We start from the raw sequence: 23801 nt of genomic DNA on the forward strand, positions 1-23801 counted from the left end.
CCTCGCGGAAGGACAGGGGAAAGCCTGTCTTCACCTCCCGCGAGGGGCGTGAAGCGCGGTGCACACTCCGGGCACACGCGCCTCACGTGACAGGGATGTCTCAGCTCTCCAGCGACGCGCGCAGGAACCACGCGTGCTTCTCGAACTCCACGATGATGCCGGTGGCCAGGTCCTCGGAGTCCGCGTCGTCCACCTCGACGAACAGCTTGCGGCTCTCACGCAGGCCGTCCAGGTACACCTCGATGCGCTCGGCCAGCAGCTTCACGTGCTCCAAATCCTTGGTGGTCTCCTGCGGGTACTCGGGCAGGCGGCTCGTCTTGCCCACGTGGCGGCTGGTGCCGTAGGCCTTGCCACCCAGCGTCACCGCGCGCTCCGCGATGGAGTCGTTGTGATTGGCCAGGCTCACCGCGAAGGTCTCGAACAGCGGGTGCAGCGCCGCGAACTGCGGGCCCTTGATGTTCCAGTGGGCCACCTTGATCTGCGAATGCAAATCCAGACCGTCCGCCAGCCGGGCGTTGAGGGATTCGACGAGGGAGGCGCGGGTCTTCTCGGGGAGGGGGCTGGGGCTGCGGTACATGAGGGCTTTCCTTTCGTGCTCGTTCGTTCTGGACGCCGCGTTGGATGCGCGGCGCCCGAAAAGGAAGCGCCCCCCGGTGTCTCCACCGGAGGGCGCCTCACATCACGTCGATGACTCGCGACTGGAGGCTTACGACTCCAGACCCACCGCCGCGGCGTGGATGACCGCCGCGACCCGGACCGCGTCGTGCACCTGGTCCTCCGACAGGCCGCCCTCGAGGACGACCTTCTCGTGGGACTGCATGCACATCTCGCAGCCGTTGATGGCGCTCACCGCGAGGCAGACCAGCTCGAAGTCCACCTTGTTGGTCAGCACCTGCGCGAGCCTGTTCATCCGCAAACCGGCGCGCTTGGTCGAGTAGGACTCCTTCCCGATCATGTGCCGGAAGCGGTAGTAGACGTTGTTCATCGCCATCAGCGAGGCGGCGGCTCGCGCATCCTCGATGACGGGGTCGGGGTTCGCGAGTGCCTTCCGCGCCTCGTTCAACATCGCCTCCTTCAGCCGCTCGTTACGAACGGCGAAGGCGCACGCGACGGCCACGCCCCAACGCTGCTCCGGGGTGAGGCTGCCGCCTTCCAGGACGGCCTGGAGGTTGAGGCGGGTGTCCTTGTGGGAGTCCGTGAGTTCCGCACGGACGACTTCGAGTGAGGCCATGACGCGTTACCCCGCCTTCGCCAGCTTCTGGGTGAGGGTCTCCTCGCCCTTGCTCCAGTTGCACGGGCACAGCTCGTCCGTCTGGAGCGCGTCCAGCGTGCGCACCGTCTCGGAGACGTTGCGGCCCACGGACAGGTCGTTCACCGTCACGTGGCGGATGATGCCCTCGGGGTCCGCGATGAACGTCGCGCGCAGCGCCACGCCCTCCTCCTTGTGGAGGATGCCCAGCGCGTTGCACAGCTCGTGCTTCAGGTCCGCCAGCATCGGGAAGGGCAGGTTCTTCAGGTCCGGGTGGTGCGTGCGCCACGCGTGGTGCACGAACTCGCTGTCGGTGCTCAGGCCCAGCACCTGCGCGTCACGGTCCGCGAAGTCCTTGTTCTTCTTGCCGAACTCCGCAATCTCCGTGGGGCAGATGAACGTGAAGTCCTTCGGCCACGCAAACAGCACCAGCCACTTGCCCTTGAACGTCTCGTTCGTGATCTCCTGGAACTCCTTGCCCTTCTCCAGGCTCACGGTGGCCTTGACCTTGAAGCTCGGGATCTTGTCGCCAACGGTCAGCATGTCGTTACGGCTCCTTGGGTTTGGGGGGCCGGGGGAGGCCCCTGGGAAGATGTCTTCTGCGTACTGCTACAGCAGTCTTCGTGCCAGCTCATCCACTGCAATGATTCCGGGGACTTGGCTTCAATCCCCTGCTGGTCACTGCCGCCGGGGCGGTGAATAACGAAATGTCGGTGGCACTCGCCACTGCAATTTCGGTGGATGAACAGCCGGACCGGTGGAGTGCCCTCCGTCGAGGCTGGAGAGCCGGCGGAAAATACGAGAACTCTCGCGAGGTTGCACGCGGTACGGGCGGGCGGACGCCCGATTGATGGGCCGCCAACTGAAAGGCCCGGGCCCCGACATGTGGGTGCCCGGGCCTTCGCGCCTCAGTGCGAGGGCGTGGCGACGGCGCGTGCGTCGGGGGCAGGCTGCCGAGCCTCGCCGCGCAGCTTCTGCATCAACACGTAGAGGCCGGGGATGAACACGAAGTTCACGACGGTGGAGACGAGCATGCCTCCGAACACCGCCGTCCCCAGGGAGTTGCGTGAGCCGGCGCCCGCGCCCGACGCGGTCATCATGGGCACCACGCCGAGCAGGAAGGCGGTGGACGTCATGAGGATGGGGCGCAGGCGCACCTCGGCGGCCTCCACCACGGCGTCGATGATGCTCCGGCCCTGCGCGCGCAGCTGCTCGGCGAACTCGACGATGAGGATGGCGTTCTTGCTGGCGAGCCCCACGAGCATCACCAGGCCCAGCTGGCAGAACACGTCGTTGGCCTGTCCGCGCAACAGCTGCAGGCCGAGCGCGCCGAGGATGGCGAGCGGCACCGAGAGGATGATGACGAAGGGCAGACTGAAGCTCTCGTACTGGGCCGCGAGGACGAGGAAGACGAAGAGCAGGCCCAGGCCGAAGATGAGCAGGGATTGGCCGCCGCTCTGCTTCTGCTCCAGGCTGATGCCTGTCCATTCGGCGCTCATGCCCTGGGGCAGGTGCCGGGCGGCGAGCTCCTCCATGGCCTCCATGGCCTGTCCGGAGGACACGCCCGGGGCGGCCTGCCCGCTGAGCTCCACGGCGCGGAACAGGTTGTGGTGGCGGATGAGCTGCGCGGAGACGGCGGGCTGGACCTTCACCAGGGACTCGAGCGGAATCATGTCGCCGGTGTCGCTGCGCACGTAGAAGGCGGCGATGTCCGCGGGGCTGTCGCGGAACTGCTGCTCGGCCTGCACGTAGACGCGGTACGCGCGGTTCGCGTAGTTGAAGTCGTTGATGTACTGGCTGCCCATGTAGACCTGGAGCGTGCTGAAGATCTGGTCGATGGGCACGCCCACGGCCTTGGCGAGCTGGCGGTCCACCTCCACGTCGAGCAGCGGCGTGTCCGCGTTGAAGCCGGTGAAGACGCCGCGCAGCCGGCCGTCCTCGTTGCCCTGGGCCATGAGCTGCTGCGCGGCGGAGGCGAGCTGGTCCAGGGAGCTGGTGCCCGCCGCGTCCTCGACGACGAACTGGAAGCCGCCCACGGCGCCGACGCCTCGGATGGCGGGCGGTTGGAAGGGCACCACGCGCGCGCCGCCGATGCGGCTCAAGGGGGCGCGCAGCCGCTCGACGAGCGCGGCCACGCTCTGGTCCTTGCCGGGCCGCTCGTCCCAGGGCTTCAGGGGGACGAAGATGTTGGCCATGTTGGAGCCGGTGCCCTGAGGGGACATGCCGCCGTTGGCGAAGATGGCGCGCACCTCCGGCTGGGCGAGCAGCACCTCCTCCACCTGCGCCATGACCTTCTGTGTCTGGGAGAGGGATGTGCCCTCCGGGCCCTGCACGGTGACCAGCAGGTAGCCCTGGTCCTCGTCGGGGATGAAGCCCGTGGGGGTGATGACGACCAGCGCGGCCGTGGCGCCGACGCACAGGAGGAAGGCGCCGAGGATGAGGGCCGGGTGGGTGAGGAGCCGGCGCAGCCAGCGGCCGTACAGGTGGCGCGTCTGGTCGAGCACGCGGTCCACGTGACGGATGAAGACCCACTTGTCGCCGGTGTGGTTCGACAGCATGCGCGCGGCGAGCGCGGGCGTGAGGGTGAGGGCGCAGAAGGTGGAGAGGGCCACGGACGCGGCGATGGTGAGCGCGAACTGGCGGTAGATGGCGCCGGTGGTGCCGGGGAAGAGGGCCACGGGGAGGAACACCGCCACCAGCACGATGGAGATGGCGATGACGGCGCCGGACACTTCCTTCATGCCCTCGCGCGCGGCCTGCGCGGCGGCCAGCTTCCGCTCCAGCATCAGCCGCTCGATATTCTCGATGACGACGATGGCGTCGTCGACGACGAGGCCCGTGGCCAGGGTGAGGCCGAACAGGGTGAGCGTGTTGATGGAGAAGTCGAGCAGCTTCACGAAGGCGAAGGTGCCCACGAGGGACACGGGCAGGGTGAGCGCGGTGATGAGCACGCTTCTCCAACCGTGGAGGAACAGGAAGATGACCAGGATGACCAGGACGATGGCCTCCACCAGCGTGCGGACCACCTCGCGCAGGGTGGCGCGCACCGCGAGCGTGGTGTCGGTGCCCGTCTGGTATTCCATTCCCGGGGGGAACTGGGCGGACAGGCGCTGCAGCTCGGCGAGGACGGCGTCGCGCACCTCGAGCGCGTTGGCGGTGGGGAGCTGGAAGGTGGCGATGCCCACGGCCTGCTTGCCGCTGAAGCGCAGCAGGGTGCTGTAGTTCTCCGCGCCCAGCTCCACGCGGGCCACGTCCTTCATGCGCACGGCCTTGCCGCTCGCGTCGCGCATGAGGACGATGTCGCCGAACTCCTCGGGTTCGATGAGTCGGCCGCGTGCGCGCACCGCGAGCTGGTAGGGCTGGTCCTCCTCGGAGGGAGGTTGGCCCACCTGGCCCGCGGCCACCTGGAGGTTCTGCTCCTGGAGGGCGCGTGTCACGTCCAGGGGCGTGAGCTTGCGGCGGGCCAGCTCGGTGGGGTCCAGCCACACGCGCATGGAGAACTTTCGCTCGCCGAAGATGCGCACGTCGCCCACGCCGCGCACGCGCTTGATGGCGTCCTTGAGATTCACGTCCGCGTAGTTGGAGAGGAACTTCGCGTCGTAGCGGTCATCGGGGCTGTAGAGCGCGACGGAGAGGAGAATCTGGCTGGAGGCCTTGTTGACGACGATGCCCGTCTGGTTCACCTGGGCGGGAAGTCGCGCGGCGGCGCGGCTGACGCGGTTCTGCACGTCGACGGCGGCGACCTCGATGTCGCGCGTGGCCTCGAAGGTGATGGTGACGTTGCTGGTGCCGTCGTTGCCGCTGGTGGAGGAGATGTAGCGCATGCCCTCCACGCCGTTGAGCTCCTGCTCCAGGGGGATGGTGACGGCGCTCTCCACGACTTCCGCGCTGGCGCCCACGTAGGTGGCGGACACCGTGACCTGGGGCGGCGCCAGGTCCGGGTACTGCGCGATGGGCAGGGTGGGGATGGCGATGAGACCCACCAACGTCAGCAGGATGGAGCAGACGATGGCGAAGACGGGCCGACGGATGAAGAAGTCGATGAACATGTCAGCGCCCGTTCATCCGCGCGGCGGTGTGCAGAGGGGCCTTCACCTTCACGGGCGCGCCGTCGCGCAGGGCCTGCAGGAACGAGATGGCCACACGCTCGCCGGGCTCCAGGCCGTGCTCCACGACGTAGCTGCGCTCACCGAGCGCGCCGAGGGTGATGGGCCGGCGCTCCACCACGGTGGCCCCGTCCTTCTCGCGCACGACGAGCGCGAAGGGCTGACCGCTCTGACGCACCACCGCGAGCGCGGGAATCTGGAGCGCGTCGCGCACGGAGTAGACGAGGCGCGCGCGCACCAGCTCACTGGGGCGCAGGCCGAGGGTGTTCTGGAACGCGGCCTTCACCTCGACCAGTTGGGTGCGAGGGTCGGCCTGGGGCGCGACGAAGAAGAGGGGGCTGGTGAGCAGCACGGCGCCCTTCGTGTCGAGCACCTCCATCACCGTGTCGGGCTTCAGCGAGCGGGCGCGCGGGGAGGGGACGGACACGCTCACCTCGAGGATTTCGGCCTGGGCGACGCGGGTGAGCGGGGTGGACGCGGTGACGAAGTCGCCTTCCCGGACGAGCACGTCGTCGACGGTGCCGGAGAAGGGGGCGCGGATGGCGTGGAACTGGAGCTGGACCTGGCGCTGGGTGACTTGGGCCGAGGCGGCTTGCGCGGTGGCCTCGGCGGATTCGACGCGAGCCTGGGTGCTCTCCAGCTCCTGGGCGCTGGCGAGCCCTTCCTGTCGCAGCGCCTCGACGCGGGTCAGCGTGCGGCGGGCGAGCTCCAGGTCCACCTGTGCGGAGCTGAGCTGCGCCTGTGCGCCGTCGAGCGCGGCGGTCTCCACGCGTGAGTCGACCTCGAGGAGCGGTGCGCCGGATTCCACGTGCTGGCCGGGGCGGACGTGGATGCGGCGCACGTAGCCGTCGACGCGAGGGAGCACGGTGACGCTCTGCCTCGACAGCAGGCTACCCAGGTACTCTCCCGTGTCGCGCACCTCACGAGGAGACACGGCGACCACGTCGATTTCCCGAGGCTCGGGCGCGGCGGGGGCCGCCTTCTTCCCCGAGCACCCGAGCACCAACAACAACGCCACACTCCACAGCCGCATCATCCGTGTCTCCAGGGGCGCACCAAGGGATTCATCCGTGGCATCGGGCCTCCGTCAGGAAGGCGTCCAGGTGGGCCTGGACGCGCTGGAACTCGCGCAGCACCAGGTTCAGCTCGGCCTCGCGCAGGGCCGCGCCGCTCTGCACCAACTCGAGGCTGCTGCCTCGGCCCACCTCGAAGGCGCGACGGGTGAGCTGGTCGGTGCGCTCGGCGAGAGCGCGTGACTCCGCCGCCGTCTTCACCAGGGCCTCGGCCACCTCCGCGCTCCGGCGCGCCCGTGCCACCGCTCCGACACACGCAGCGCCGCTGCCGCCACGAGGTCCGCGCGTTCGTCCAGGTTCTCCAGCGCGGCGCAGTCCCGCCGGGTGTCATCCACCAGCCCGCGCAGGTCGAAGGACGGGTCGACGCCGAGGGGCTCGCCGAAGCCGAGCGCGAGTCCCAGCGCCTCACGAGTCCGTCGCAGTTGCTCGTCCCCAGCGACGAGGGCGCCGCGTGCCACCGCCACGTCCTGCTGGACGCGCACCACGTCCAACGGGTTGCCCGCGCCCAGCTCGAAGGCGCGCTGTGTGAGGGCGGCGCGCTCCAATGCGCGCAGCAGACCGACACGGTTCATCTCAGCGGCGCGTTCGGCGGCCACCGTGGCGACCAGCGCCTGCGCGAGCCCGAGGACGAGGCGGCGGCGGGTGTCCTGAAGAGAGGCCACCGCGCTGGCCTCGGCTTCTCGCGCGGAGGACAGACCTCGCCACGCGCTCACGTCGACGAGTGATTGGGTGAGTGTGGTCGTGAGGGTGACCGCGGGCCGGGTGGCGGTGCGGCCCTCCCCCGCGGTTCCCGGAAGAACGCCCGGGGCCAGGGTGGGATTGAGGAGGTCCTGCGCCACCGCCACCTGTGTCCGTGCATGGGGCAGCAGCACGGAGAGGGCCTGCCGCCAACGGCCGCTCGCGCGCTCCACGCCTGCTTGGGCGCCTCGCAAATCCGTGGACCGTTCACGGACCAGGGCCCGTGCTTCATCCCAGCTCTTCACGCGCCGAGGCGCGGGCGGGACGGGGGCGAGCATCGCGTCCTCGACCTCGAGTGGAGGCCGCGGCGCTGCGTGTGTCGGAGCGGTGGCGAGGGCGAGCAGAAGCGCCAGTCGACGAGCGCAACGTGAGGGGGGCCTCACGAGGGTGTGCCATCCACGGCCCGCTCGCCTTGGTCGAGGGTATCGCCGTCATCCCCGGTGGCGCATGACGCCAGGCCGACAGCGGGGAGGAAGACAGCGAGCCGCTTGCACGACATGAAACGCGCCTCCATCGAACAGGTGGTGGAGGCACAGTGCCCGCGTGAGCCGCACGCGGGCGGAGAGTTCTGTCAGTGGTGCCCGCGAAGCGGCGAACGGGGCCCGCTGGTCGGCGAACGGGACGCGGGTTGCCGCTCAGTCGCCGCCGAGCGACCGCCGGAAGAACGCCACGGCCTCCGCGAGCGTCCGCGCATGAGAGGCACCTCGCGTCCCAGGCGTGGCATCCCGGCACAGGGGCCCCGCGACCTTGTTCCCGAGCTCCGTGCACTGGGGCAGGAAGGTGAAGTGCGCCGCGTCCTCCAGCACCACCGTGGTTGCCGAGGGCAGCAGCTTCGCCAGATGCACGCCGTTCTGCTCGTGTGGCATCAGCTCATCCCCCTTGGCCAGCACCAGCGTCACCGGCACGTCGATGTCCGCGACGTCCCGGGCCTCGTAGGTCCCCGCCATGCCAGGGGCCATGGAGAAGACCGCGCGTACTCGCGTGTCCTCGTACGACGCTCGCGCCACCTCGAGGTCGATGCGGCGGTAGTCCACGTCGCGCAGCTCCTCACAGCCCGCATGCCCACGAGTCTCCGGCGCCGTGCACATGCGCGCGATGGGCGCGAGGTTGAGTCGCGCGCCCGCCAGCGCGAGCGCCGTGTAGCCCCCCATGGAGTGCCCGGCCGCGCCGATGCGCTCGGCATCCACCCGAGGGCCCCAGACCGTGTCCTTCAAGACGCCATCCAACAGGGCCGTGAAGTCCTGGGGCCGCTCCCAGGCGCGCACATAACCGTCCGGGCTCGTGTCCCCGTAGGTGTTCCCCGGATGGTTCACCGACATGACGATGAACCCATGCGCGGCCAGGTGCGCGCCGAACCACGACATGTTGAAGGCCGAGCCCCCGTTGCCATGGGACAGGACCACCAGGGGCCACCGCTCGTGCGCCGTGGACACCGGCGCATCCTTCGCCGCGACGAAGGGCGCGAAGATGGGCGCCGTCGTGACCTCCTCCATCGCCGAGCCCGGCGCCGCCGGATACCAGACCACCGTCTTCAACGCGCGCTCGCGCGCCGCGTCCTCGTAGCCCCGCGAGGTGAAGCCCACGGCGTAGTCCGCGTCGGCACCGTACGGTGCGGCGGTCGAGGACACCGTGCCGGGCGTGGGCCGGGACGCGGCACAGCCACCCGTCAGGAGCGCCAGCCCGAGGAGCCCCGCTCCGAACAGGCCGGAGCGAGCGTTGACGTTGTGCGGGCGAGGTGCACGGAGCGAACGAGGATGCATGGAAACCCATCGATGACGTCCGGGCAGGACACGCCCGGAGCAAGAAGCGGCTCACGACTCGGTGGGGCATGGCCCACCCCGCGAAGAGACGCATCCTGGGCGCATCGATTGCGACCGCGCCCCAAGCTCCCTCCCGATTTCACGCCGGGGGCCGGAGCGGTGGGACAAGGAGTCCCGATGCGCTCAGCCGCGAGCCGGCGCCGGCAGGGTCGGGGCCGTGCGCTTCCACGCCTCGACCTCCTGCACGCGGCCGAGCCACGCCCGGATGTTCGGAAAATCCCCGAGCGGCAGACGCGCGGGTCCCGCGAGGGCGAACCCCGCGGCCAGTGAGAAGTCCGCGAGCGTCAGGCGCTCCTGCGAGACCCACGTCTTGCCCGCGAGGTGTTCGTCCAGGATGCGTGCTTGCTTCGCGAAGAGCGCCTCACCTCGCGCGACCTCGGCGGGGTCCGGCGGTCCACGGCCCGTCATCGCCTTCACGAAGTTCTCCTGGACCAGGACGGTGCACGCTGGCGCCATGTGCGCCGAGCACCAGAAGAGCCAGCGCGTCACGTCGGCGCGGGCGCGTCCCTCCAGCGGGAGCAGCGTCTGTCCCGGCGTCAGCTCGGCCAGGTACTGCATGATGGCGCGCGACTCCCACAGCAGGAAGCCATCGTCGTCGAGCACCGGAACGAGTCCGTTGGGGTTGCGGTCCAGGTGTGACGTCGCGCGCTGCTCACCCTTGGGCAGGTCCACCATGACTCGCTCGAGGGGCACGTCGAGGTGCGTGGCGACGAGCAGGACACGGCGCGAGTTGCCGGACATGGGGTGGAAGTAGAGCTTCATGACGGGGCCTCCAGGGCAGCAGGTGATGCGGGGGAGCTATCCCGTCGGGGTGACAGGTGTATGTCAGGAATCTTCGGGCCCGTGCGGTTCCGGCCCTCGCGGCCTCCGTGGGACGGGAGGGAACCTGACAATCGTGTCGCGAGTGACGGGGCCCCGGCGCCATGCCCGAAGGCGGGTTCTCCTCGACAACACGGTGTCTCGCGGTCTGGCCGTGGCCTTGCAATGTAGCGGCGTTGCAATCCCCACGCACTGGCGACTCGGGTGAACGAGATGCGGACCCGCCCTCTTGTCTCTTCGTTGATGGTGTCCCTGTTCCTGCTGTGGGGCGCGCGAGCCCAGGCGCAGCCCGTCGAACCCAAGGGTGCGGGGTTCGCGTTGGGCTTCCGGACGGCGTATGGCGTTCCCGTGGGGCGCTCGGTGGCGGACGCGAGGGTGGCGGATGAGTTCGGTCAGACGCTGTCGCAGCAGGTGGAGGTCGCGTACTACTTCAACCCCCGCCTCTCCCTGGGCGCCTACTTCCAGCTCGGATTCGGCAGGTCGCCTGACGCATGCTTCGAGGCCCTGTGTGGCGCCACCGTCGTCCGTTACGGCCTCGAGCTGGACTATCGCTTCCGCCCCGGTGAGTTCGTGTCGCCTTGGGTGGGCGTGGGGATTGGCTATGAGTTCGCCACGTCGCAGCTGGTGAGCGACGACGGTGAGGACCTGGCGGGCTCCATGCAACGCAGGGGCTTCGACCTGGGGCACGCGAACGTCGGCCTGGACCTGCGCCTCAACCGCACCGTGGTGCTGGGGCCCTACCTCACCACGTCGCTGGGCCGCTATCGCAAGACAGACGCCCGGCACATCCCTGGCGACAGCCGGCGATTCCACGTCTGGCTTCAGCCCGGCGTGCGCATGCAATTGCACTTCTGATTCAGGGACGGACACACACACGGGCGTGTGTCCATGCCCGCGTGCCGTCACTGCTCGACGACGAACGTGGTGGCGTCCACGCCGGCGTTTCCGGTGACGGGGTCGAACGCCGTCACGGTGACTTCGTAGATGCCTGGCTGCTGCACGGCCAGCGCGGCCTCGTAGGTGCTGGTCTTCCCGGCGAACTTCAAGGGGACCTGGGAGAGGGGCTTCCCGTTGTGCTTCACCGCGGCGAGCAGCTCGTACCGGTTGGAGTCCCAGAGGCCCTTGGGCTCGGTGGAGCAGCCGCACATGAGCACGAGGTTGGCGCGCAGCGGCACGGTGAGCTTCGTGTCGGCCGGCAGCTTGAGGAACTCCTGCGCGGACGGCGTCACCACGTCGACCACGAAGCCGGGCAGCTCCAGGATGAGGCCATCGCCCTCGACGTGCTTGCCGGGCAACAGCCAGAGCTGCGTCGTGCTGGTGGCCAGCGCCTGCCGCTGCGCGAGGGGCCCGGACACCTCCACCGTCACCAGCGTCGGCGCGTCGAGGTCCACCGTGGCCGTGTACTTCGCGGAGGCCCCGTCGGCGAGCGGCGCGCCGCGCACCTGGGGCTGCTTCATCAGCGTCTGGGTGTTGCCCGTCGAGCCGGCGGTGACGCCCTGGGTCAGCACCTGACCCGTCCGCGCATCGCGGAGCACCACCTGCACGCCGCCCATCGACGTCCCGACGAACTTGCCGTCCCGCGCGCGCGCCCGGACGACGAGCCGGGTCTCGACGGCCAGGGCCTCCGTGGCGAACAACAACAGGGTCCAGAGGATGAGGCTGCGCATGGCTTGCTCCGTGTCGGAAACGTTCGAGCGTTTCCGCATAACATGGCGGACGCCCGCTGTAGACGCGGGACCTCACGCCCCGGCCACGACATGCGACTGACAGAACACCTGGCAGGACTCAACGCGGATGACCAAGGCGCGTTCGCGCGCCGGAACGCGGAGAATGCCTCCATCGAGGAGCTCTTCGACGCGCTCGACCTCGACCCGCTCGGTGAATGGGCGATGCTCCACCTCACCGATGCGCTGACCCGGCGCGGCCCGGGAATCATCGGGCGGATTGAGGCGAGGTTGGTGGAGCGCCCGACACGCCATGGGGCCTATGCGCTGGGCGAGACGCTGATCGCCCTCCTCCGGGACCTGCCCGAAACAGGGCCCGCGATTGTCCGCGTGTTCATCGCGGCGGGGGAAGCCGCCCTGCGGACGGAGGCCAGTTCGCGCGGGGCCCGGACCTTCGTCATCCACCTGGCCGACTGCGCCATGATCCTGGAGCGCGCCCTTCCGGAGGCGCGCCCGTTGGCGCGAGCGTTCATCGTCCGTGCTCGGGATGAGCCGGTGCCCGACACCTTCTCGCTCGGGCGAGCGTCCTTCCTCGTGGGCGATGAACAGGGTGGAGACTCGGGCGGCCCGGGATGAGTGAGGCCTGACCCGGAGATGTCCGTCTCACCTGGGCACGGAGGGCCTGCCGACTGCGTGGGGCCTGGAGGGCAATACCGGGAGCGCAGGTAGACTGGAGGGACATCGGGGGGCTTCGGTGCCCCAGGAGAAAGACATGTCGTTCCTCGGGACCTCGCGGACGGTGGCGCTGCTGTCGCTGACGGCGCTGGCTGGCGGTTGCTACTCGCTCTATTCACCCAGCAAGACGCCGCAGGCGTTCTCTCGCCCCGCGATGACCGTCCAGCTCGAGTCCGAGATGCCGCCCCATTTCGACTCCCATGTGCGCTGTGCGCTGGCCCGCCTCGACGCAGTGCGCGCGCTTCCGAGCTTCGATGAGACGGTCCTCGGGGACGACTATGGCTTCACGGGCCAGCCCGAGGCGCTGTCGACCTCGCAGAAGGTCCTCGAGTGCGCGCGTCGACCGCTGAACCTCGGATGGAGCGCCCGTCACTGTCCCTGGGTCTCGGTCTGGCCGTTCAAGCGCGAGGTCGGCTCCACCCACGAGTCCGAAGGGGTGTGGCGGATGAAGACGTACGACTGCGAAATCACCACCATGGACACTGCGGCGCTGGCGGGGCACTTCCTCCATGAGCACATGCATACGTGCGGCTACGTCGACCCGGCCGGGAACGCGGACGGGAAGGTGGTCACGTATCGCATCAACGAAATCGTCGAGGCGCTGGCGAAGCAGACCCCGGTCTGCCCGGGGCTGTGACGCGGACTCCCGCGTGGGAGGCGAGGGGGACCGCCTCAGTCGTTGTCACCCTCGAGCCCCGCGGGGGGCTCCAGGTCCAGTGTGGAGATGAAGTCGGTCTTCAGCAGGTCCGTGATGCCCTTGAACCCGGCATACACCTGCTGCACGGAGGGCTTGTCCTGCACCAGCGCCTGCTGGAGGTCCTCCTCCTCGATGGCGACCAGGGCCGCGTCCGCCCCGAGCACCTGCTCCCGCATCCGTGTGGCGATTGCCTCCGCGCCCACCGCCGCCAGGACGTCGTCGAAGCCCGTCCCGGAGAAGTCCGGCCCGCAGCCCTCCATCACCTTCCGGAAGCCCACCAGGTTCTGGCGGAGGTTCTTCTTCGAGCGACCCGCGAACTGTGACTCCAGCAGCTCGGGGCAGATGTCCGACGAGCAGTCGCGCAGCGCCAGGGGCCGCGCCAGCTTCTGGTCCTTGCCCTCCCGCTCGACGTAGAAGAGCGCGTCGCTCATCGTGTTGAGCGCCACCTGCGTCGTGGGGAAGACGGTGTTCCCCGCGCCCGCCGTCGCGAGCGTCTTCAGGAAGTTCCCACCCTCGGGCGACCACGCCTCCACGAGCGCCTGGGCGCGCGTGGCCACGTCCGCCGCCACCACGGCCGCGTACGCCCGCTTGCGCGAGGCCCGCTCCTCCGCGGGGAGCGCCGCCCACGTCCCGTTCGCCACGATGGCCGAATTGGGACCACACGCGGTCTCCGCGCCCTCGTAGAACAGCAGGTACTCCAGCGCCAGGAACCCACGCCGTGTCACCAGGCTGGTGGAGAAGCTCGGCGACTCGTAGCCCTTGGAGACGAGCTGCTCCTCGATGGCGCACCGGCTGTACAAGGGGAACGAATGGATGTGGTCGCGAATCTCTCCGCCGCCCGGGGTGCTGCGCGGCGCCGCGGGCCCCACCTGAATCGCCTCCATCACCTGCCACGAATCCATCGCCTCGTGGAACGCCGCCCGTGACGCCGCCTGGTTCGCCGCGTCGGGCGTGTCTTTCAGCAGGGCCGCCGCATCCCGGAGCGCCTGCGCCTTGGGGAGGAAGTCCCGCGCTCCTCCGAGGATGCACTCACCCGTCGCGCTCAGGAGCTTCATGCGCACGTCGTCGCCCGGGACGGGCGGGCCCGGGGGCTTGGGCTTGGTGTCGCTGCAGGCCAGACACAGCGTCGCCGTGAGAAGCACCGCCCTCACGCTCATCGCGGAGGACGCCCGGAGGCCGAACAAGGGAATGCTCATGACCGACAAGTACAGGAGCCTTCTTGAGACTGACAATCAATATTGACGCGCCAGTCGTGTATCGACGCGTAGATGAGAATCTCTCTCATTGATGAGATTTTTTGAGGGGGCCGGTGTCTTGACATTGTCTGGTCATACGAATACTCACGGCTGCCTTTGGAAGTTGAAAATGAGAATCGTTCTCGTTTGCGGTTCACTTGAGGATTGAAAATGCCGAATCGAAAGACGGTCCGGAGCTTCAAGAGCCTGTTGCCCGGCGTGCTGGCCCTCGGGCTTGTGGCCAGCGCCATGGGCGGTTGTGGTGATGACGAGGACCCGACGCCGACGCCCACGCCGGACGCGGGCGCTGACGCGGGTCCGGGCACGGACGCGGGGACGGATGCCGGCGCGGATGCGGGCACCGACGCCGGGCCCACCGTGGCGGACTCCGACCTGGCGTTCGTGAGGCTCAACGTCAACGGCTCGGTGGACAACACCTTTGGCGCCTCGGGCAATGGCATCTCGCGGGTGGACCTGGGCACGGGCTCGGGCACCCTGCGTGACTCCATGTGGGGCATCGAGCGGGACGCGCAGGACCGGCTGGTGGTGTTCGCCACGAAGAAGGCGGACGGGACGCGTACGGACACGGACCGCGTCATCGCCCGGCTCACCGCCAACGGCGCGCTGGACGAGACGTTCAACGCGACCCCCGCCGCCAACGCGCGCAAGGGCTTCTTCGCGCTGGACATCGGTGGCCTGGGCGACGCCGCCCGGCACGGCATGGTGCAGGCGGATGGAAAGATTGTCTCGTCGGGCTACCTGCCGCAGCCCACGGGCGTCGGGTCGCAGACCGCCAACCGCATCGTGCTGCTGCGGCTGACGGAGTCGGGGACGGTGGACGCGACCTTCGGGAGCAAGGGCGTGGTGAACTCGTCACCGTTCGCGACGAACGACCCGACGAAGGAGTGGGGGATTGCGGAGGCCTACGCCGCGGTCCGCCAGTCCACGGGCGCGTATGTCACCACGGGCTATGGCCGCGCCGCGGGCGTGGTCGGCAACACGGTGGACCTCATCTCGTTCCGCTACACGGAGGCGGGGCAGCTGGATCCGACGTACGGCACCAACGGCGCGTTCATCCTGGACCTGGCGGGTGACCACGAGCGTGGCCGCGACGCGGTCGCGCTGAAGGATGACCGCGTGTTCATGGTGGGCAGCGGGACGCCGACGTCGGGCAACATCGACGCGATGGCGGTGCTCGTCACGGCGAACGGACAGCCTGGGACGGCGGAGGGCTTCAGCGAGGGCTACAAGCTCTACTCCTTCGACCGCCCCGACGAGGCGTTCTTCGACGTGGCGCGCGCGGACGTGGGCGCCGAGGAGTACGTGGCCGCCGCGGGTTACCGCGCGGGTGGCGGACAGGACGACGACGCCATCCTGCTCATCCGGAACATGACGACGGGCGTCGAGTTCGCCGGGGCCGTGCCCTTCTCCGAGACGGAGAATGACCGGTTCTGGGGTGTGACGTTCGGCCCGGACAACAAGGTGTACGCGGCGGGCTTCGTCACCGAGGGCAGTGACAATCGCTTCGCGGTGGCCCGCTTCAACCTGGACGGCTCGCGCGACACCACCTTCGGTACGGGCGGCATCGTCACGGTGAACGTCATCGTGGGCAAGCTCGACGAGGCCGTTCGCGGCGTGACCGTCCAGTCCGACGGGAAGATCGTCCTCGGCGGAGCCGCCGAGTCCCGTTAGTCCGTCGTGCTCCCAGGCGGTCGGTCCGGTTCGTCGGGTGATGTCCTCGCCCGTCGAGCTGGACCGACCGCCCTCTCTCTTCGCTCGTTCTCCAGGAGTCTTCGCCGTCATGGGTGTGTCGCGCCAGGCAGTGACCGTGATTGCCATCGTCCTCGCGTCGGAGGCCTGGGCACAGAGTTCGGAGCCGAGCCAGGAGACGCTGCCTCAAGTTCCCGCGGAGGCTGTCGAGCTCCCTCCCCAGGTCCCCGCGGAAGCCGTCGAGCCCGCCCCCGAGGCTGGCGCCGACGTCGCGGCGCCCCCCGATGCGCCGCTCCAGCCCCAGCTGCTCCCGGAGCCGCCGCCCGGTGGCCGCAAGTTCGAGAGCGTGGTGGTGGGCACGTCCGAGGCGAAGACGAGTGGCTCCATCCACGTCCTCAAGCCCGAGAAGCTGCAGCGCTACGAGCTGGATGACCCCCAGGCCATCCTCCAGAGCGTGCCGGGGGTGTACGGCCGCGGCGAGGACGGCTTCGGCCTGCGTCCGAACCTGGGCCTGCGCGGCGTCAACCCGGACCGGAGCAAGAAGCTCACCCTGCTCGAGGACGGCATCCTCTTCGGCCCCGCGCCGTACTCCGCGCCGGCGGCCTACTACTTCCCGCTGATGACGCGCATGCAGTCGGTGCGAGTCCTCAAGGGGCCGTCCTCGGTGCAGCAGGGGCCTCAGACGGTGGGCGGCTCGGTGGACCTCATCACCCGCGACATCCCGGCCCAGGAGTCGTTCGGGCTGGACGTCGCCGGCGGGCAATACCTCTACGGCAAGGCCCATGGGTATCTCGGGGCGAGCACCGAGCGCGCGGGCTTCCTCATCGAGGGCATCCACCTGCGCAGCGACGGCTTCAAGGAGATCGACGGCGCGGATGGGAGCACCGGCTTCCACCGCAACGAGTGGATGGCCAAGGCGCGCTACCGGTTGGTGCCGGAGGGCGAACTCCGACAGTCGCTCCAGCTCAAGCTCGGCTACTCCGACGAGGGCTCGAACGAGACGTACCTGGGCCTGTCGGACGCGGACTTCGCGGCGAACCCGCTGCGCCGCTACAAGGCCAGCCAGTTCGACCACATGCAGTGGCACCGGACGCAGGCGGTGCTCAGCCACGTGCTGGAAGGTCGCGACCTGGTCGTGACGACGTCGCTGTATCGCCAGGACCTGGAGCGCTCGTGGCGCAAGGTGAACACCTTCCGCGGCATCTCCATCGCCAACGTGCTCGCGGACCCCGACAGCGCCCGCAACGCCATCTACTACGGCGTCCTCACCGGGCAGCTGGACTCGTCCTCCCCCGGCGAGACGCTGCTCATCGGGCCCAACTACCGCGTGTTCGTGAACCAGGGCGCCCAGAGCGTGGCGCGCTGGACGACGCGGACGGGGCCGGTGGCGCACAATGTCGAGTTCGGCGTCCGGTACCACTACGACAGCATCGACCGGCGCCACTCGCAGGATGGGTTCCTCATGGTCGGCGGCGAGCTCGTCCCCGAAGGCGGCGCGACGGAGGTCACCGCCTACAACAAGGACTCGACGCACGCGCTCGCCCTGCATGCGACGGATGCCATGGCCTGGGGCCCGTTGACGGTGACGCCCGGCGTGCGCCTGGAGGTGCTGCGCTCCAAGTCGCATGACCGGTTGGCGAACACGCTCGAGAAGGGCTCGCTGGAGGCCCTGCTGCCGGGGCTGGGTGTCCATGGCGCCCTCACGCCGGAGCTGGGCCTGTTCGCGGGCGCGTACCGGGGCTTCTCGCCTCCCGCGCCGGGACAGCCCCGGGAGGTGGGCGCGGAGAAGAGCGTCAACTACGAGGCGGGCGCTCGCTGGACGCGGCGCGGTGAGCGCTTCGAGGTGGTGGGCTTCTTCAACGACTACTCCAACCTCACGGACGTCTGCACCTTCTCCAATGGCTGTCTCAACGACGACCTGGACCGGCAGGTGGACGCCGGCGAGGCGAACATCTACGGCCTGGAGGCCTACGCGGAGAAGACCTTCCGTCCTGGAGGGGGCCTCACCTTCCCGGTGACGGCGGCGTATACGTTCACCCGGACGAAGCTGCTCAATGACTTCCGCTCGGCGGACCCGCAGTTCGGAAACGTCGTGGCGGGGGATGAGCTGCCCTATGTCCCCAGACACCAGCTCTTCGCCTCTGTCGGCGTGGAGGGCGCGAGGTGGGGTGCGTTCATCAGTACCACCTATGTCGCCAGCATGCGCGAGCGGGCGGGGACGGGTGAGATTCCCCCGGGGCTGAAGACAGGCGCGCTGTTGACGTTCGACGTGAACGCCAGCTGGAACATCACCCGCTGGGGCCAGCTGTATGTGAGCGGGCGCAACATCCTGGATGAGGCGGTCATCGTCGGCCGCCGTCCCTATGGCGCTCGCCCCAACGCACCGCGCACCCTCATCGGGGGCGTCAAGGTCCAGCTCTAGCGAGAGGCTCGGCTGCTCGCCCTCTCACTGGCGTGGATGAGAAATGAAGGGGTGGATGAAAGCCAGATGAGATGTCTCTCATCGTCCCTGGAGTTCACAGACGCGATTCATCGCATCGGGCATGACACCCGCAACACCTTTCGAGCCCCGGAGCATTGGAGCCCGGTCTCGAAGGGGGTGAGAGGTGTCGGATGTCGCATGCGTCCGAAGGTGTCTCCCGGGAGATGGGATGGCGCTGGGTCCTGGGGACATCGCTGGGGCTGGTGCTCCTGCGGCTCGTCTATGCAGGCCAGGTAGAGCTCGCTCCCCAGGAGGCGTATTACTGGCAATACGCACGTCACCTCGACTGGTCCTATCTGGACCATCCTCCGCTGTGTGCCTGGTTGATGGCGCTCTCGACGTACTTCGTGGGGGACTCCGAGCTCGCCCTCCGCCTGCCCGCCATCCTCTCCTCGGCCGCGCTCAGCTGTGTGCTGTATTCGCTGGGCACCCGGTTGTATTCACCGGCCGTCGGGCTGCTGACCGCGGTCGCCGCGAACGCCACGGTCCTCTTCGGACTGGGCGCGGTGGTGATGACGCCGGATGTCCCGCTGGTGCTGGCCTGGGCCTCGGCGCTGCGGGTGCTGTGTGAGCTGGTATTGCCGGATGGCGCCGGGCCGGGCCGCTTCGCGTGGCGTTGGTATCTGATGGGCTTGCTGTGTGGCTTGGGGATGCTGTCCAAGTACACGGCGGGGCTGCTTCCGCTCCAGGTGCTCGCCACGGCCCTGGTGATGCCGCGAGGACGCGAGGCCCTGCGCACCGCGCACCCCTATGTCGCCTGCGTGCTGGCCGCCTTGGTGTTCTCACCGGTGTTCTTCTGGAACCAATCGCATGACTGGGCCTCGTTCGCCTTCCAGACGACGGGCCGCACGCAGACGGTGACGGGCTTCCACGGCTATCTCATCGGCCGCTACGTGGGGCTCCAGTCCGTGGCCGTCGGTCCCTTGCTCTACCTGGGGCTGCTGCTCACGGCGGGGCTGCTGGTCCGACAGGCCTGGAGGGGCGATGCGCGAGCGCGCCTGCTGGGGCTCGCGAGCGTTCCAGGGCTGCTCCTGTTCACGCTGGTGAGCCCCTTCCACTGGGTGAAGATGAACTGGGTCGCGCCTGCGTATCTCGGCCTGCTGGTGGCCGCGGCCGGCGGGGTGTGGGCGCTGCGTCACCACCGCTTCGTCCGCGCATACGCGGGCCTGAGCATGGGCCTGGGCGCGGCGTTGATGGTGGGCATGTACCTGATGCCGCTCTGCCCGTGGATTCCCTTCCGGGAGCGCGACAACCTGGTGAGCGGCTGGCGGGAGCTGGCGGAGGCCGTGCAACGCCACCGGGACACCTCGAAGGGGCCGCTCGCGCCGATGGTGGTGGGGTGGGGCTACAAGACGGCCAGCGAGCTGGCCTTCTATCTGGACGGCAGGCCCCAGACACAATCCGACTCCGCGCTGGGCGGCGAAGGGCTGGCCTATTCCTACTGGACGAATCCCGCCCCCGGGCAGGACGCCATCATCGTCGTCGACCAGCGCAATCCCCTGAAGGACGCGCCGAGTCGACTGGACGCGCATTGCGAGTCCGTGAATCCGCTGCCTCCCGTGACGGTCCACCGGGGGCCTCGGGAGGTGACCACGTTCAAGCTGTGGTTCTGCCACCACTGGCGGACGCCTCAGGAGATTGCGCGGCGGATGACCCCCGTCGCACGGGGAGCCGGCAGATGAAGCGGCTCTCCTCTTCCACGCGGGTGTAGTCGAGCGTGCCGCCGTGCGCCTGGGCGATGCCCCTGGAGAGCGCGAGGCCCAGCCCCGTGCCCTCCGTGCTGCGCGACGCGTCGGCGCGGGCGAAGCGCTCGAAGAGCCGCGACTGGAGGGCGGGGTCCACCCCTGGGCCGTCGTCTCCCACGGTGACGTGGGCCTCGGAGTCGGTGGCCTTCAGCTCCACGCGGATGCGGTGATGCGCGTGGCGGCGCGCGTTGTCGAGCAGGTTGTCGAACAGCCGCGCCAGCAGGATGGGGCTCCCCTGGATGCAGACCGGCGTGCCCGTGAGCTCCAGGCTCAGGTCCTGGGCGCGCGCCACGAGGTGCCGACGCGTGCGCTCCAGGGCCTCCTGGGCGAGCACGTGCAGGTCGACGGGCTCCGCGTCCACCACGCGCGCGTCCGCGTCCGCGCGCGCCAACTGGAGCAGCTCGTCCACGAGCCGGGCGAGTCGTTGGGTCTCGTCCAGGACGATGCCCAGCGACTGCCGGTACTCCTCGGGCGTGCGCTCGCGCCGCAGGCAGACCTCGGTCTCCCCCATGATGACCGTCAGCGGGGTCCGCAGCTCGTGCGCGGCGTCGGAGGTGAAGGCGCGGATGCGCTCGTACGAGGTGCGCGCGTCCGTGAGCAGTCCATTCAGCGTCGTGGCCAGCTCGTCCCACTCGTCCCCGTTGCCGCGGACCGGGAGGCTCAGGTCCAGCTTGGAGGCGCGGGCCGCGCGGGCGCGCTCGCTCGCCTCGCGCAGGGGGGCCAGGGCGCGGCGTGCGAGCGTGCTGCCCAACACCAGCGCGCCCAGCGCGGCCAGGGGCGCCGTGAGCGCCATGCCGCCCAGCGCCTGGAGGGCCTCGTCGAAGAGCCCTTCCTCCTCCTCCTTGCGCTGCGCTTCGTGCGGCGCATGAAGCTTCTCCTGCGCCTCGCGCCACTCACCCCAGACGAGCGTCCCCATCACCGCGGCGCCATACAGGAGGAGGGTGCCCAGCACGGCGGTGGTGAAGAAGAGCGTCAGGTGGGCGCGCAGCGTCGGGACGCGCTTCATGTCCGGCTCCGCAGCACGTAGCCGACGCCTCTCACGGTGTGGATGAGCTTGCGCTTGAAGGGCGCGTCCACCTTGGCGCGCAGGTAGCGGATGTAGACCTCCACCACGTTGGAGAAGGTCTCGAAGTCGTGGTCCCACACCGCCTGGACGATTCGCGTGCGGGAGACGACTTCCCCCGCGTGCTCGAGCAGGAACTGGAGCAGCGCGAACTCGCGGGCCGTCAGGATGATCTCCTCGTTCGCGCGGGTGACCCGGCGCGTGGTCGGGTCGAGCGTCAGGTCCGCGTGGCTCAGCAAGGGCCCCACACGCTGGACGACCCGGCGCAGGACGGCGCGGATGCGCGCGAGCAGCTCCTCGAAGGAGAAGGGCTTGATGAGGTAGTCGTCCGCGCCGGCGTTGAGCGCGAGGATGCGGTCGGCGATGGCGTCCTTCGCGGTCAGCATGATGACCGGGGTGTTGTCTCCCTGCGCGCGCATCGCTCGCAGCAGGTCCACGCCCGGCAGACCGGGCAGCATCCAGTCCAGGATGATGAGCTCGAAGCGCTCGCCGCGCAAAAGCTCCTGGGTCTCGAGCCCGTTGACGCTCTCGCGGACCCGGAAGCCCTCTTCCTCCAACCCGCGCGCGAGGAACGCCCTGACGCGCAGCTCGTCTTCTACGATGAGAATGGACACGACAGGGTTTCCCTCGCGATGGCTGGACTGGCGTGGTGCACGTCGTCGTCCCGGTCCCATGGTTTCATGGGGGCGCGGGCTCTGGGGATGGGAACGTCAGCCGCAGGTGGGCGCCCTTCGGGGTGGGCAGGAAGCGGGCCTGGGCGCCATGGGTCCGCGCGACCAGGAGGACCAGGGACAGGCCGACCCCGTGCCCCGGCTTCCCCGCGCGCGCGTGAGGGGCGCGGTAGAACGGCTCGAAGACGCGCTCGGACTCGTCGGCGGGGATGCCCGGCCCCTCGTCCCGGATGTCCAGCAGGAGCGCCTCGGGCGTGGACGTCAGGTCGACGAAGACGCGTCCCTCCCCTGAGAACTTGAGCGCGTTCTCCACCACGTTGTCGACGAGCTGCCGCAGCAGCTGACCGTCACCGGCGATGAGCCCGGGCGTCTGGAGGTCGGCGTGGACACGGCCGCGGTGCTCCTGGGGAAGGTCGTGCAGGGCGGCCTCCACGACCTCGGCGAGGCTCACGGTCTCCATCAGCTCGAGCGGGCCCTCCGCGCCCTCCGCGAGCACCAGCAGCCGCTCCACCAGCGTCCCCAGCGAGGTCACCGTGCGGTGCATCCGCGCGAGCGCGGCGGCGGTGTCGTGGGGCTGGGGCATCTCCGACTGGAGCTCCAGCTCCGCGCGCAGCGTGGCCAGGGGCGTGCGCAGCTCGTGCGCCGCGTTGGCTGAGAACCGGCGGGACTGCGCCAGGGCCGTGTGCAGTCGGCCGAGGAGTCCCACCATCGCGGCGCGGACCGTGTTCACCTCTTCGTAGCGGGCCTCGGCGTGGAGGTCGGCGGGGATGTCCGCGCCCGGCTGGAGGCGGGCCAGGGACTCGCCGAGCTCGGTGAGCGGACGCGCGGCCCACCGCGCCACGCGGCGGCTGAGCACCAGGCTCATGAGCGCGGCGCCCACCGAGGTGAGCACCACCGCCAGCCCCAACCCCAGGCGGATGCGCGGCATGCTGCCGAGGGTCTCCTGCGCCACGGCGAGCCGGCCATGGGACTCGATGCCGCAGCGCCTCACGTCCTCCAGCCCCGGCGCGTCGGCCCAGGCGCAGCCCACGACGGGCGCGATGTGCGAAGCGCCACCCAGGCGCGTGTCCCCCGCGAACAGGGTGATGTGGATTCCGAAGGGCTGCAGCTCCGTCTGCTCCGCGTCGGCCTCGAGGCGGGCCTGGGCGTCGTCGAGGCCCACGACCTCCTCGACCATGTCCGTCGCGACGTCGTTGAGGCGCCGGTCCTCCGCCGCGCGCAGCATCTGATAGGCGAGCAGCCCCGTGGCGCCGGCGGTGAGCGCCGTGGTGGTGAGCGCAAGGCCCAGCATCGCGCGCGACAGCCGGCGCACCAGCGTGTCGCGTGTTCGGGGAGGGCTATCTGCCGCCAAGTCGATACCCCTCGCCGCGCAGCGTGACGACGGCCTCTTCGCCGAGCTTCTTGCGAATCCTCGCGACCAGCACCTCCAGGCTGCTCACCGCGCCCGCGGTGGCCTCGCCCCAGATGGACTCCATCATCGTGTCCTTGCTCACGACCCGGTCGCCTCGCGCCGCGAGCGTCTCCAGGATGGTCCACTCCCGCGAGGTGAGCGCCACCGCCTGTCCCGCGCGCAGCGCCTCGCGCCTGCCGAAGTCGAGCTCGACGTCGCCCAGCCGCACGCGGACGGTGCTCGTGCGCTCGCGGCGCCGACCCACCGCGCGGACGCGGGCCCGCAGCTCCGCGATGGCGAAGGGCTTGCCCAGGAAGTCATCCGCGCCCGCGTCCAACCCCTCCACGCGCTCGTTCACCCGGTTGTGGGCGGTGAGGATGAGGATGGGGGTCTGGATGCCGTCCCTGCGCAGCTCGCGGCAGAGCGACAGGCCGGAGCCGTCCGGCAGGCCGATGTCGAGCACGATGACGTCGGGCTCGGCGAGCAGCGCCTGCCTCGCCTGCTCGACGTCCGCCGCCTGACGGACGAGATGGCCGTCGCGCTCGAGTGCCTGGGCGACGAGCGCGCGGAGCTCCTGGTGGTCATCGACGACGAGGACATGCAT

Annotated in this window: 21 protein-coding genes; 6 read left to right on the forward strand and 15 right to left on the reverse strand. The window is 69.6% G+C overall.

Annotated elements, in window-relative coordinates; translation table 11 throughout:
- Positions 1-100 precede the first annotated feature (100 nt).
- The 9 genes from dps to LXT21_RS35770 form a co-directional block, all read right to left on the reverse strand.
- Entirely contained in the window at positions 101-577 is a 477-nt protein-coding gene (dps, locus tag LXT21_RS35730) for a DNA starvation/stationary phase protection protein Dps (protein WP_254042708.1), read from the reverse strand.
- A gap of 129 nt (positions 578-706) precedes the next feature.
- A complete protein-coding gene (locus LXT21_RS35735; RefSeq protein ID WP_046711707.1) occupies positions 707-1231 on the reverse strand; it encodes a carboxymuconolactone decarboxylase family protein in 525 nt (174 codons plus the stop codon).
- 6 nt (positions 1232-1237) lie between these two features.
- Positions 1238-1792 (reverse strand): peroxiredoxin, encoded by a 555-nt coding sequence (locus LXT21_RS35740; protein ID WP_046711708.1) that lies wholly within the window; start codon positions 1790-1792, stop codon positions 1238-1240.
- A 365-nt stretch (positions 1793-2157) separates the two neighbouring features.
- The gene (locus LXT21_RS35745) at positions 2158-5298 is read right to left on the reverse strand and encodes an efflux RND transporter permease subunit (protein ID WP_254042709.1); all 3141 of its coding nucleotides are present in this window, start codon (positions 5296-5298) and stop codon (positions 2158-2160) included.
- A gap of 1 nt (position 5299) precedes the next feature.
- Complete coding sequence (locus LXT21_RS35750; RefSeq protein WP_254042710.1) at positions 5300-6391, reverse strand: efflux RND transporter periplasmic adaptor subunit; 1092 nt, start codon at positions 6389-6391, stop codon at positions 5300-5302.
- Between the two features lie 28 nt (positions 6392-6419).
- The gene (locus LXT21_RS35755; RefSeq protein WP_254042711.1) at positions 6420-6644 is read right to left on the reverse strand and encodes a hypothetical protein; all 225 of its coding nucleotides are present in this window, start codon (positions 6642-6644) and stop codon (positions 6420-6422) included.
- Complete coding sequence (locus tag LXT21_RS35760) at positions 6626-7444, reverse strand: TolC family protein (protein WP_254042712.1); 819 nt, start codon at positions 7442-7444, stop codon at positions 6626-6628. The genes LXT21_RS35755 and LXT21_RS35760 overlap by 19 nt, the downstream gene beginning before the upstream one ends.
- A 357-nt stretch (positions 7445-7801) precedes the next feature.
- Positions 7802-8926, reverse strand: coding sequence for an alpha/beta hydrolase family protein (locus tag LXT21_RS35765; RefSeq protein ID WP_254042713.1), 1125 nt, complete (start codon positions 8924-8926; stop codon positions 7802-7804).
- Between the two features lie 183 nt (positions 8927-9109).
- Positions 9110-9748, reverse strand: a complete 639-nt coding sequence (locus LXT21_RS35770; RefSeq protein WP_254042714.1) for a glutathione S-transferase family protein — start codon at positions 9746-9748, stop codon at positions 9110-9112.
- A 270-nt stretch (positions 9749-10018) separates the two neighbouring features.
- Between LXT21_RS35770 and LXT21_RS35775 the strand changes: the two genes are divergently transcribed.
- On the forward strand, positions 10019-10660 hold the full coding sequence (locus LXT21_RS35775) for a porin family protein (protein WP_254042715.1): 642 nt from the start codon (positions 10019-10021) through the stop codon (positions 10658-10660).
- 47 nt (positions 10661-10707) lie between these two features.
- Here the strand turns inward: LXT21_RS35775 and LXT21_RS35780 are convergent, their stop codons facing one another.
- Positions 10708-11472 carry a hypothetical protein gene (locus tag LXT21_RS35780; protein WP_254042716.1) on the reverse strand — a complete coding sequence of 255 codons (765 nt, stop codon included), beginning with the start codon at positions 11470-11472 and terminating at the stop codon, positions 10708-10710.
- A 90-nt stretch (positions 11473-11562) separates the two neighbouring features.
- On the opposite strand from LXT21_RS35780, the gene LXT21_RS35785 reads away from it, so the two are divergent.
- Together LXT21_RS35785 and LXT21_RS35790 are read left to right on the forward strand one after the other, a co-directional pair.
- Positions 11563-12105 carry a hypothetical protein gene (locus LXT21_RS35785; protein WP_254042717.1) on the forward strand — a complete coding sequence of 181 codons (543 nt, stop codon included), beginning with the start codon at positions 11563-11565 and terminating at the stop codon, positions 12103-12105.
- A gap of 136 nt (positions 12106-12241) precedes the next feature.
- The gene (locus tag LXT21_RS35790) at positions 12242-12841 is read left to right on the forward strand and encodes a hypothetical protein (protein ID WP_254042718.1); all 600 of its coding nucleotides are present in this window, start codon (positions 12242-12244) and stop codon (positions 12839-12841) included.
- A 35-nt stretch (positions 12842-12876) separates the two neighbouring features.
- Here LXT21_RS35790 and LXT21_RS35795 read toward each other — a convergent pair whose 3' ends face one another.
- Complete coding sequence (locus LXT21_RS35795; protein ID WP_254042719.1) at positions 12877-14097, reverse strand: imelysin family protein; 1221 nt, start codon at positions 14095-14097, stop codon at positions 12877-12879.
- A gap of 210 nt (positions 14098-14307) precedes the next feature.
- Here LXT21_RS35795 and LXT21_RS35800 point away from each other — a divergent pair, with 210 nt between their 5' ends.
- From LXT21_RS35800 to LXT21_RS45265, 3 genes are all read left to right on the forward strand, one after another.
- Positions 14308-15828: an NHL repeat-containing protein gene (locus LXT21_RS35800; RefSeq protein ID WP_254042720.1), complete on the forward strand. Its 1521-nt coding sequence runs from the start codon at positions 14308-14310 to the stop codon at positions 15826-15828.
- Positions 15829-15937: 109 nt separating this feature from the next.
- Complete coding sequence (locus LXT21_RS35805; RefSeq protein WP_254042721.1) at positions 15938-18268, forward strand: TonB-dependent receptor family protein; 2331 nt, start codon at positions 15938-15940, stop codon at positions 18266-18268.
- Between the two features lie 191 nt (positions 18269-18459).
- A complete protein-coding gene (locus tag LXT21_RS45265; protein ID WP_267145436.1) occupies positions 18460-20010 on the forward strand; it encodes an ArnT family glycosyltransferase in 1551 nt (516 codons plus the stop codon).
- On the opposite strand, the gene LXT21_RS35815 is transcribed toward LXT21_RS45265, so the two are convergent.
- From LXT21_RS35815 to LXT21_RS35830, 4 genes are all read right to left on the reverse strand, one after another.
- On the reverse strand, positions 19925-21079 hold the full coding sequence (locus tag LXT21_RS35815; protein WP_254042722.1) for a sensor histidine kinase: 1155 nt from the start codon (positions 21077-21079) through the stop codon (positions 19925-19927). The two genes, LXT21_RS45265 and LXT21_RS35815, sit on opposite strands and share 86 nt — an antisense overlap.
- Entirely contained in the window at positions 21076-21750 is a 675-nt protein-coding gene (locus LXT21_RS35820; protein ID WP_254042723.1) for a response regulator, read from the reverse strand. The genes LXT21_RS35815 and LXT21_RS35820 overlap by 4 nt, the downstream gene beginning before the upstream one ends.
- 64 nt (positions 21751-21814) lie before the next feature.
- Entirely contained in the window at positions 21815-23158 is a 1344-nt protein-coding gene (locus LXT21_RS35825) for a sensor histidine kinase (protein WP_254042724.1), read from the reverse strand.
- The gene (locus tag LXT21_RS35830) at positions 23145-23801 is read right to left on the reverse strand and encodes a response regulator transcription factor (protein WP_254042725.1); all 657 of its coding nucleotides are present in this window, start codon (positions 23799-23801) and stop codon (positions 23145-23147) included. Before LXT21_RS35830 ends, LXT21_RS35825 begins: the two co-directional genes overlap by 14 nt.

Source organism: Myxococcus guangdongensis (assembly GCF_024198255.1).
GTDB classification, from domain to species: Bacteria; Myxococcota; Myxococcia; order Myxococcales; family Myxococcaceae; genus Myxococcus; species Myxococcus guangdongensis.

What these genes read in the sequence shown, in the direction of transcription:
- dps (WP_254042708.1), bottom strand. Translation starts at nt 577, where the DNA reads ATGTACCGCAGCCCCAGCCCCCTCCCCGAGAAGACCCGCGCCTCCCTC.
- LXT21_RS35735 (WP_046711707.1), bottom strand. Translation starts at nt 1,231, where the DNA reads ATGGCCTCACTCGAAGTCGTCCGTGCGGAACTCACGGACTCCCACAAG.
- LXT21_RS35740 (WP_046711708.1), bottom strand. Translation starts at nt 1,792, where the DNA reads ATGCTGACCGTTGGCGACAAGATCCCGAGCTTCAAGGTCAAGGCCACC.
- LXT21_RS35745 (WP_254042709.1), bottom strand. Translation starts at nt 5,298, where the DNA reads ATGTTCATCGACTTCTTCATCCGTCGGCCCGTCTTCGCCATCGTCTGC.
- LXT21_RS35750 (WP_254042710.1), bottom strand. Translation starts at nt 6,391, where the DNA reads ATGATGCGGCTGTGGAGTGTGGCGTTGTTGTTGGTGCTCGGGTGCTCG.
- LXT21_RS35760 (WP_254042712.1), bottom strand. Translation starts at nt 7,444, where the DNA reads ATGCTCGCCCCCGTCCCGCCCGCGCCTCGGCGCGTGAAGAGCTGGGAT.
- LXT21_RS35765 (WP_254042713.1), bottom strand. Translation starts at nt 8,926, where the DNA reads ATGCATCCTCGTTCGCTCCGTGCACCTCGCCCGCACAACGTCAACGCT.
- LXT21_RS35770 (WP_254042714.1), bottom strand. Translation starts at nt 9,748, where the DNA reads ATGAAGCTCTACTTCCACCCCATGTCCGGCAACTCGCGCCGTGTCCTG.
- LXT21_RS35775 (WP_254042715.1), top strand. Translation starts at nt 10,019, where the DNA reads ATGCGGACCCGCCCTCTTGTCTCTTCGTTGATGGTGTCCCTGTTCCTG.
- LXT21_RS35780 (WP_254042716.1), bottom strand. Translation starts at nt 11,472, where the DNA reads ATGCGCAGCCTCATCCTCTGGACCCTGTTGTTGTTCGCCACGGAGGCC.
- LXT21_RS35785 (WP_254042717.1), top strand. Translation starts at nt 11,563, where the DNA reads ATGCGACTGACAGAACACCTGGCAGGACTCAACGCGGATGACCAAGGC.
- LXT21_RS35790 (WP_254042718.1), top strand. Translation starts at nt 12,242, where the DNA reads ATGTCGTTCCTCGGGACCTCGCGGACGGTGGCGCTGCTGTCGCTGACG.
- LXT21_RS35795 (WP_254042719.1), bottom strand. Translation starts at nt 14,097, where the DNA reads ATGAGCATTCCCTTGTTCGGCCTCCGGGCGTCCTCCGCGATGAGCGTG.
- LXT21_RS35800 (WP_254042720.1), top strand. Translation starts at nt 14,308, where the DNA reads ATGCCGAATCGAAAGACGGTCCGGAGCTTCAAGAGCCTGTTGCCCGGC.
- LXT21_RS35805 (WP_254042721.1), top strand. Translation starts at nt 15,938, where the DNA reads ATGGGTGTGTCGCGCCAGGCAGTGACCGTGATTGCCATCGTCCTCGCG.
- LXT21_RS45265 (WP_267145436.1), top strand. Translation starts at nt 18,460, where the DNA reads ATGTCGCATGCGTCCGAAGGTGTCTCCCGGGAGATGGGATGGCGCTGG.
- LXT21_RS35815 (WP_254042722.1), bottom strand. Translation starts at nt 21,079, where the DNA reads ATGAAGCGCGTCCCGACGCTGCGCGCCCACCTGACGCTCTTCTTCACC.
- LXT21_RS35830 (WP_254042725.1), bottom strand. Translation starts at nt 23,801, where the DNA reads ATGCATGTCCTCGTCGTCGATGACCACCAGGAGCTCCGCGCGCTCGTC.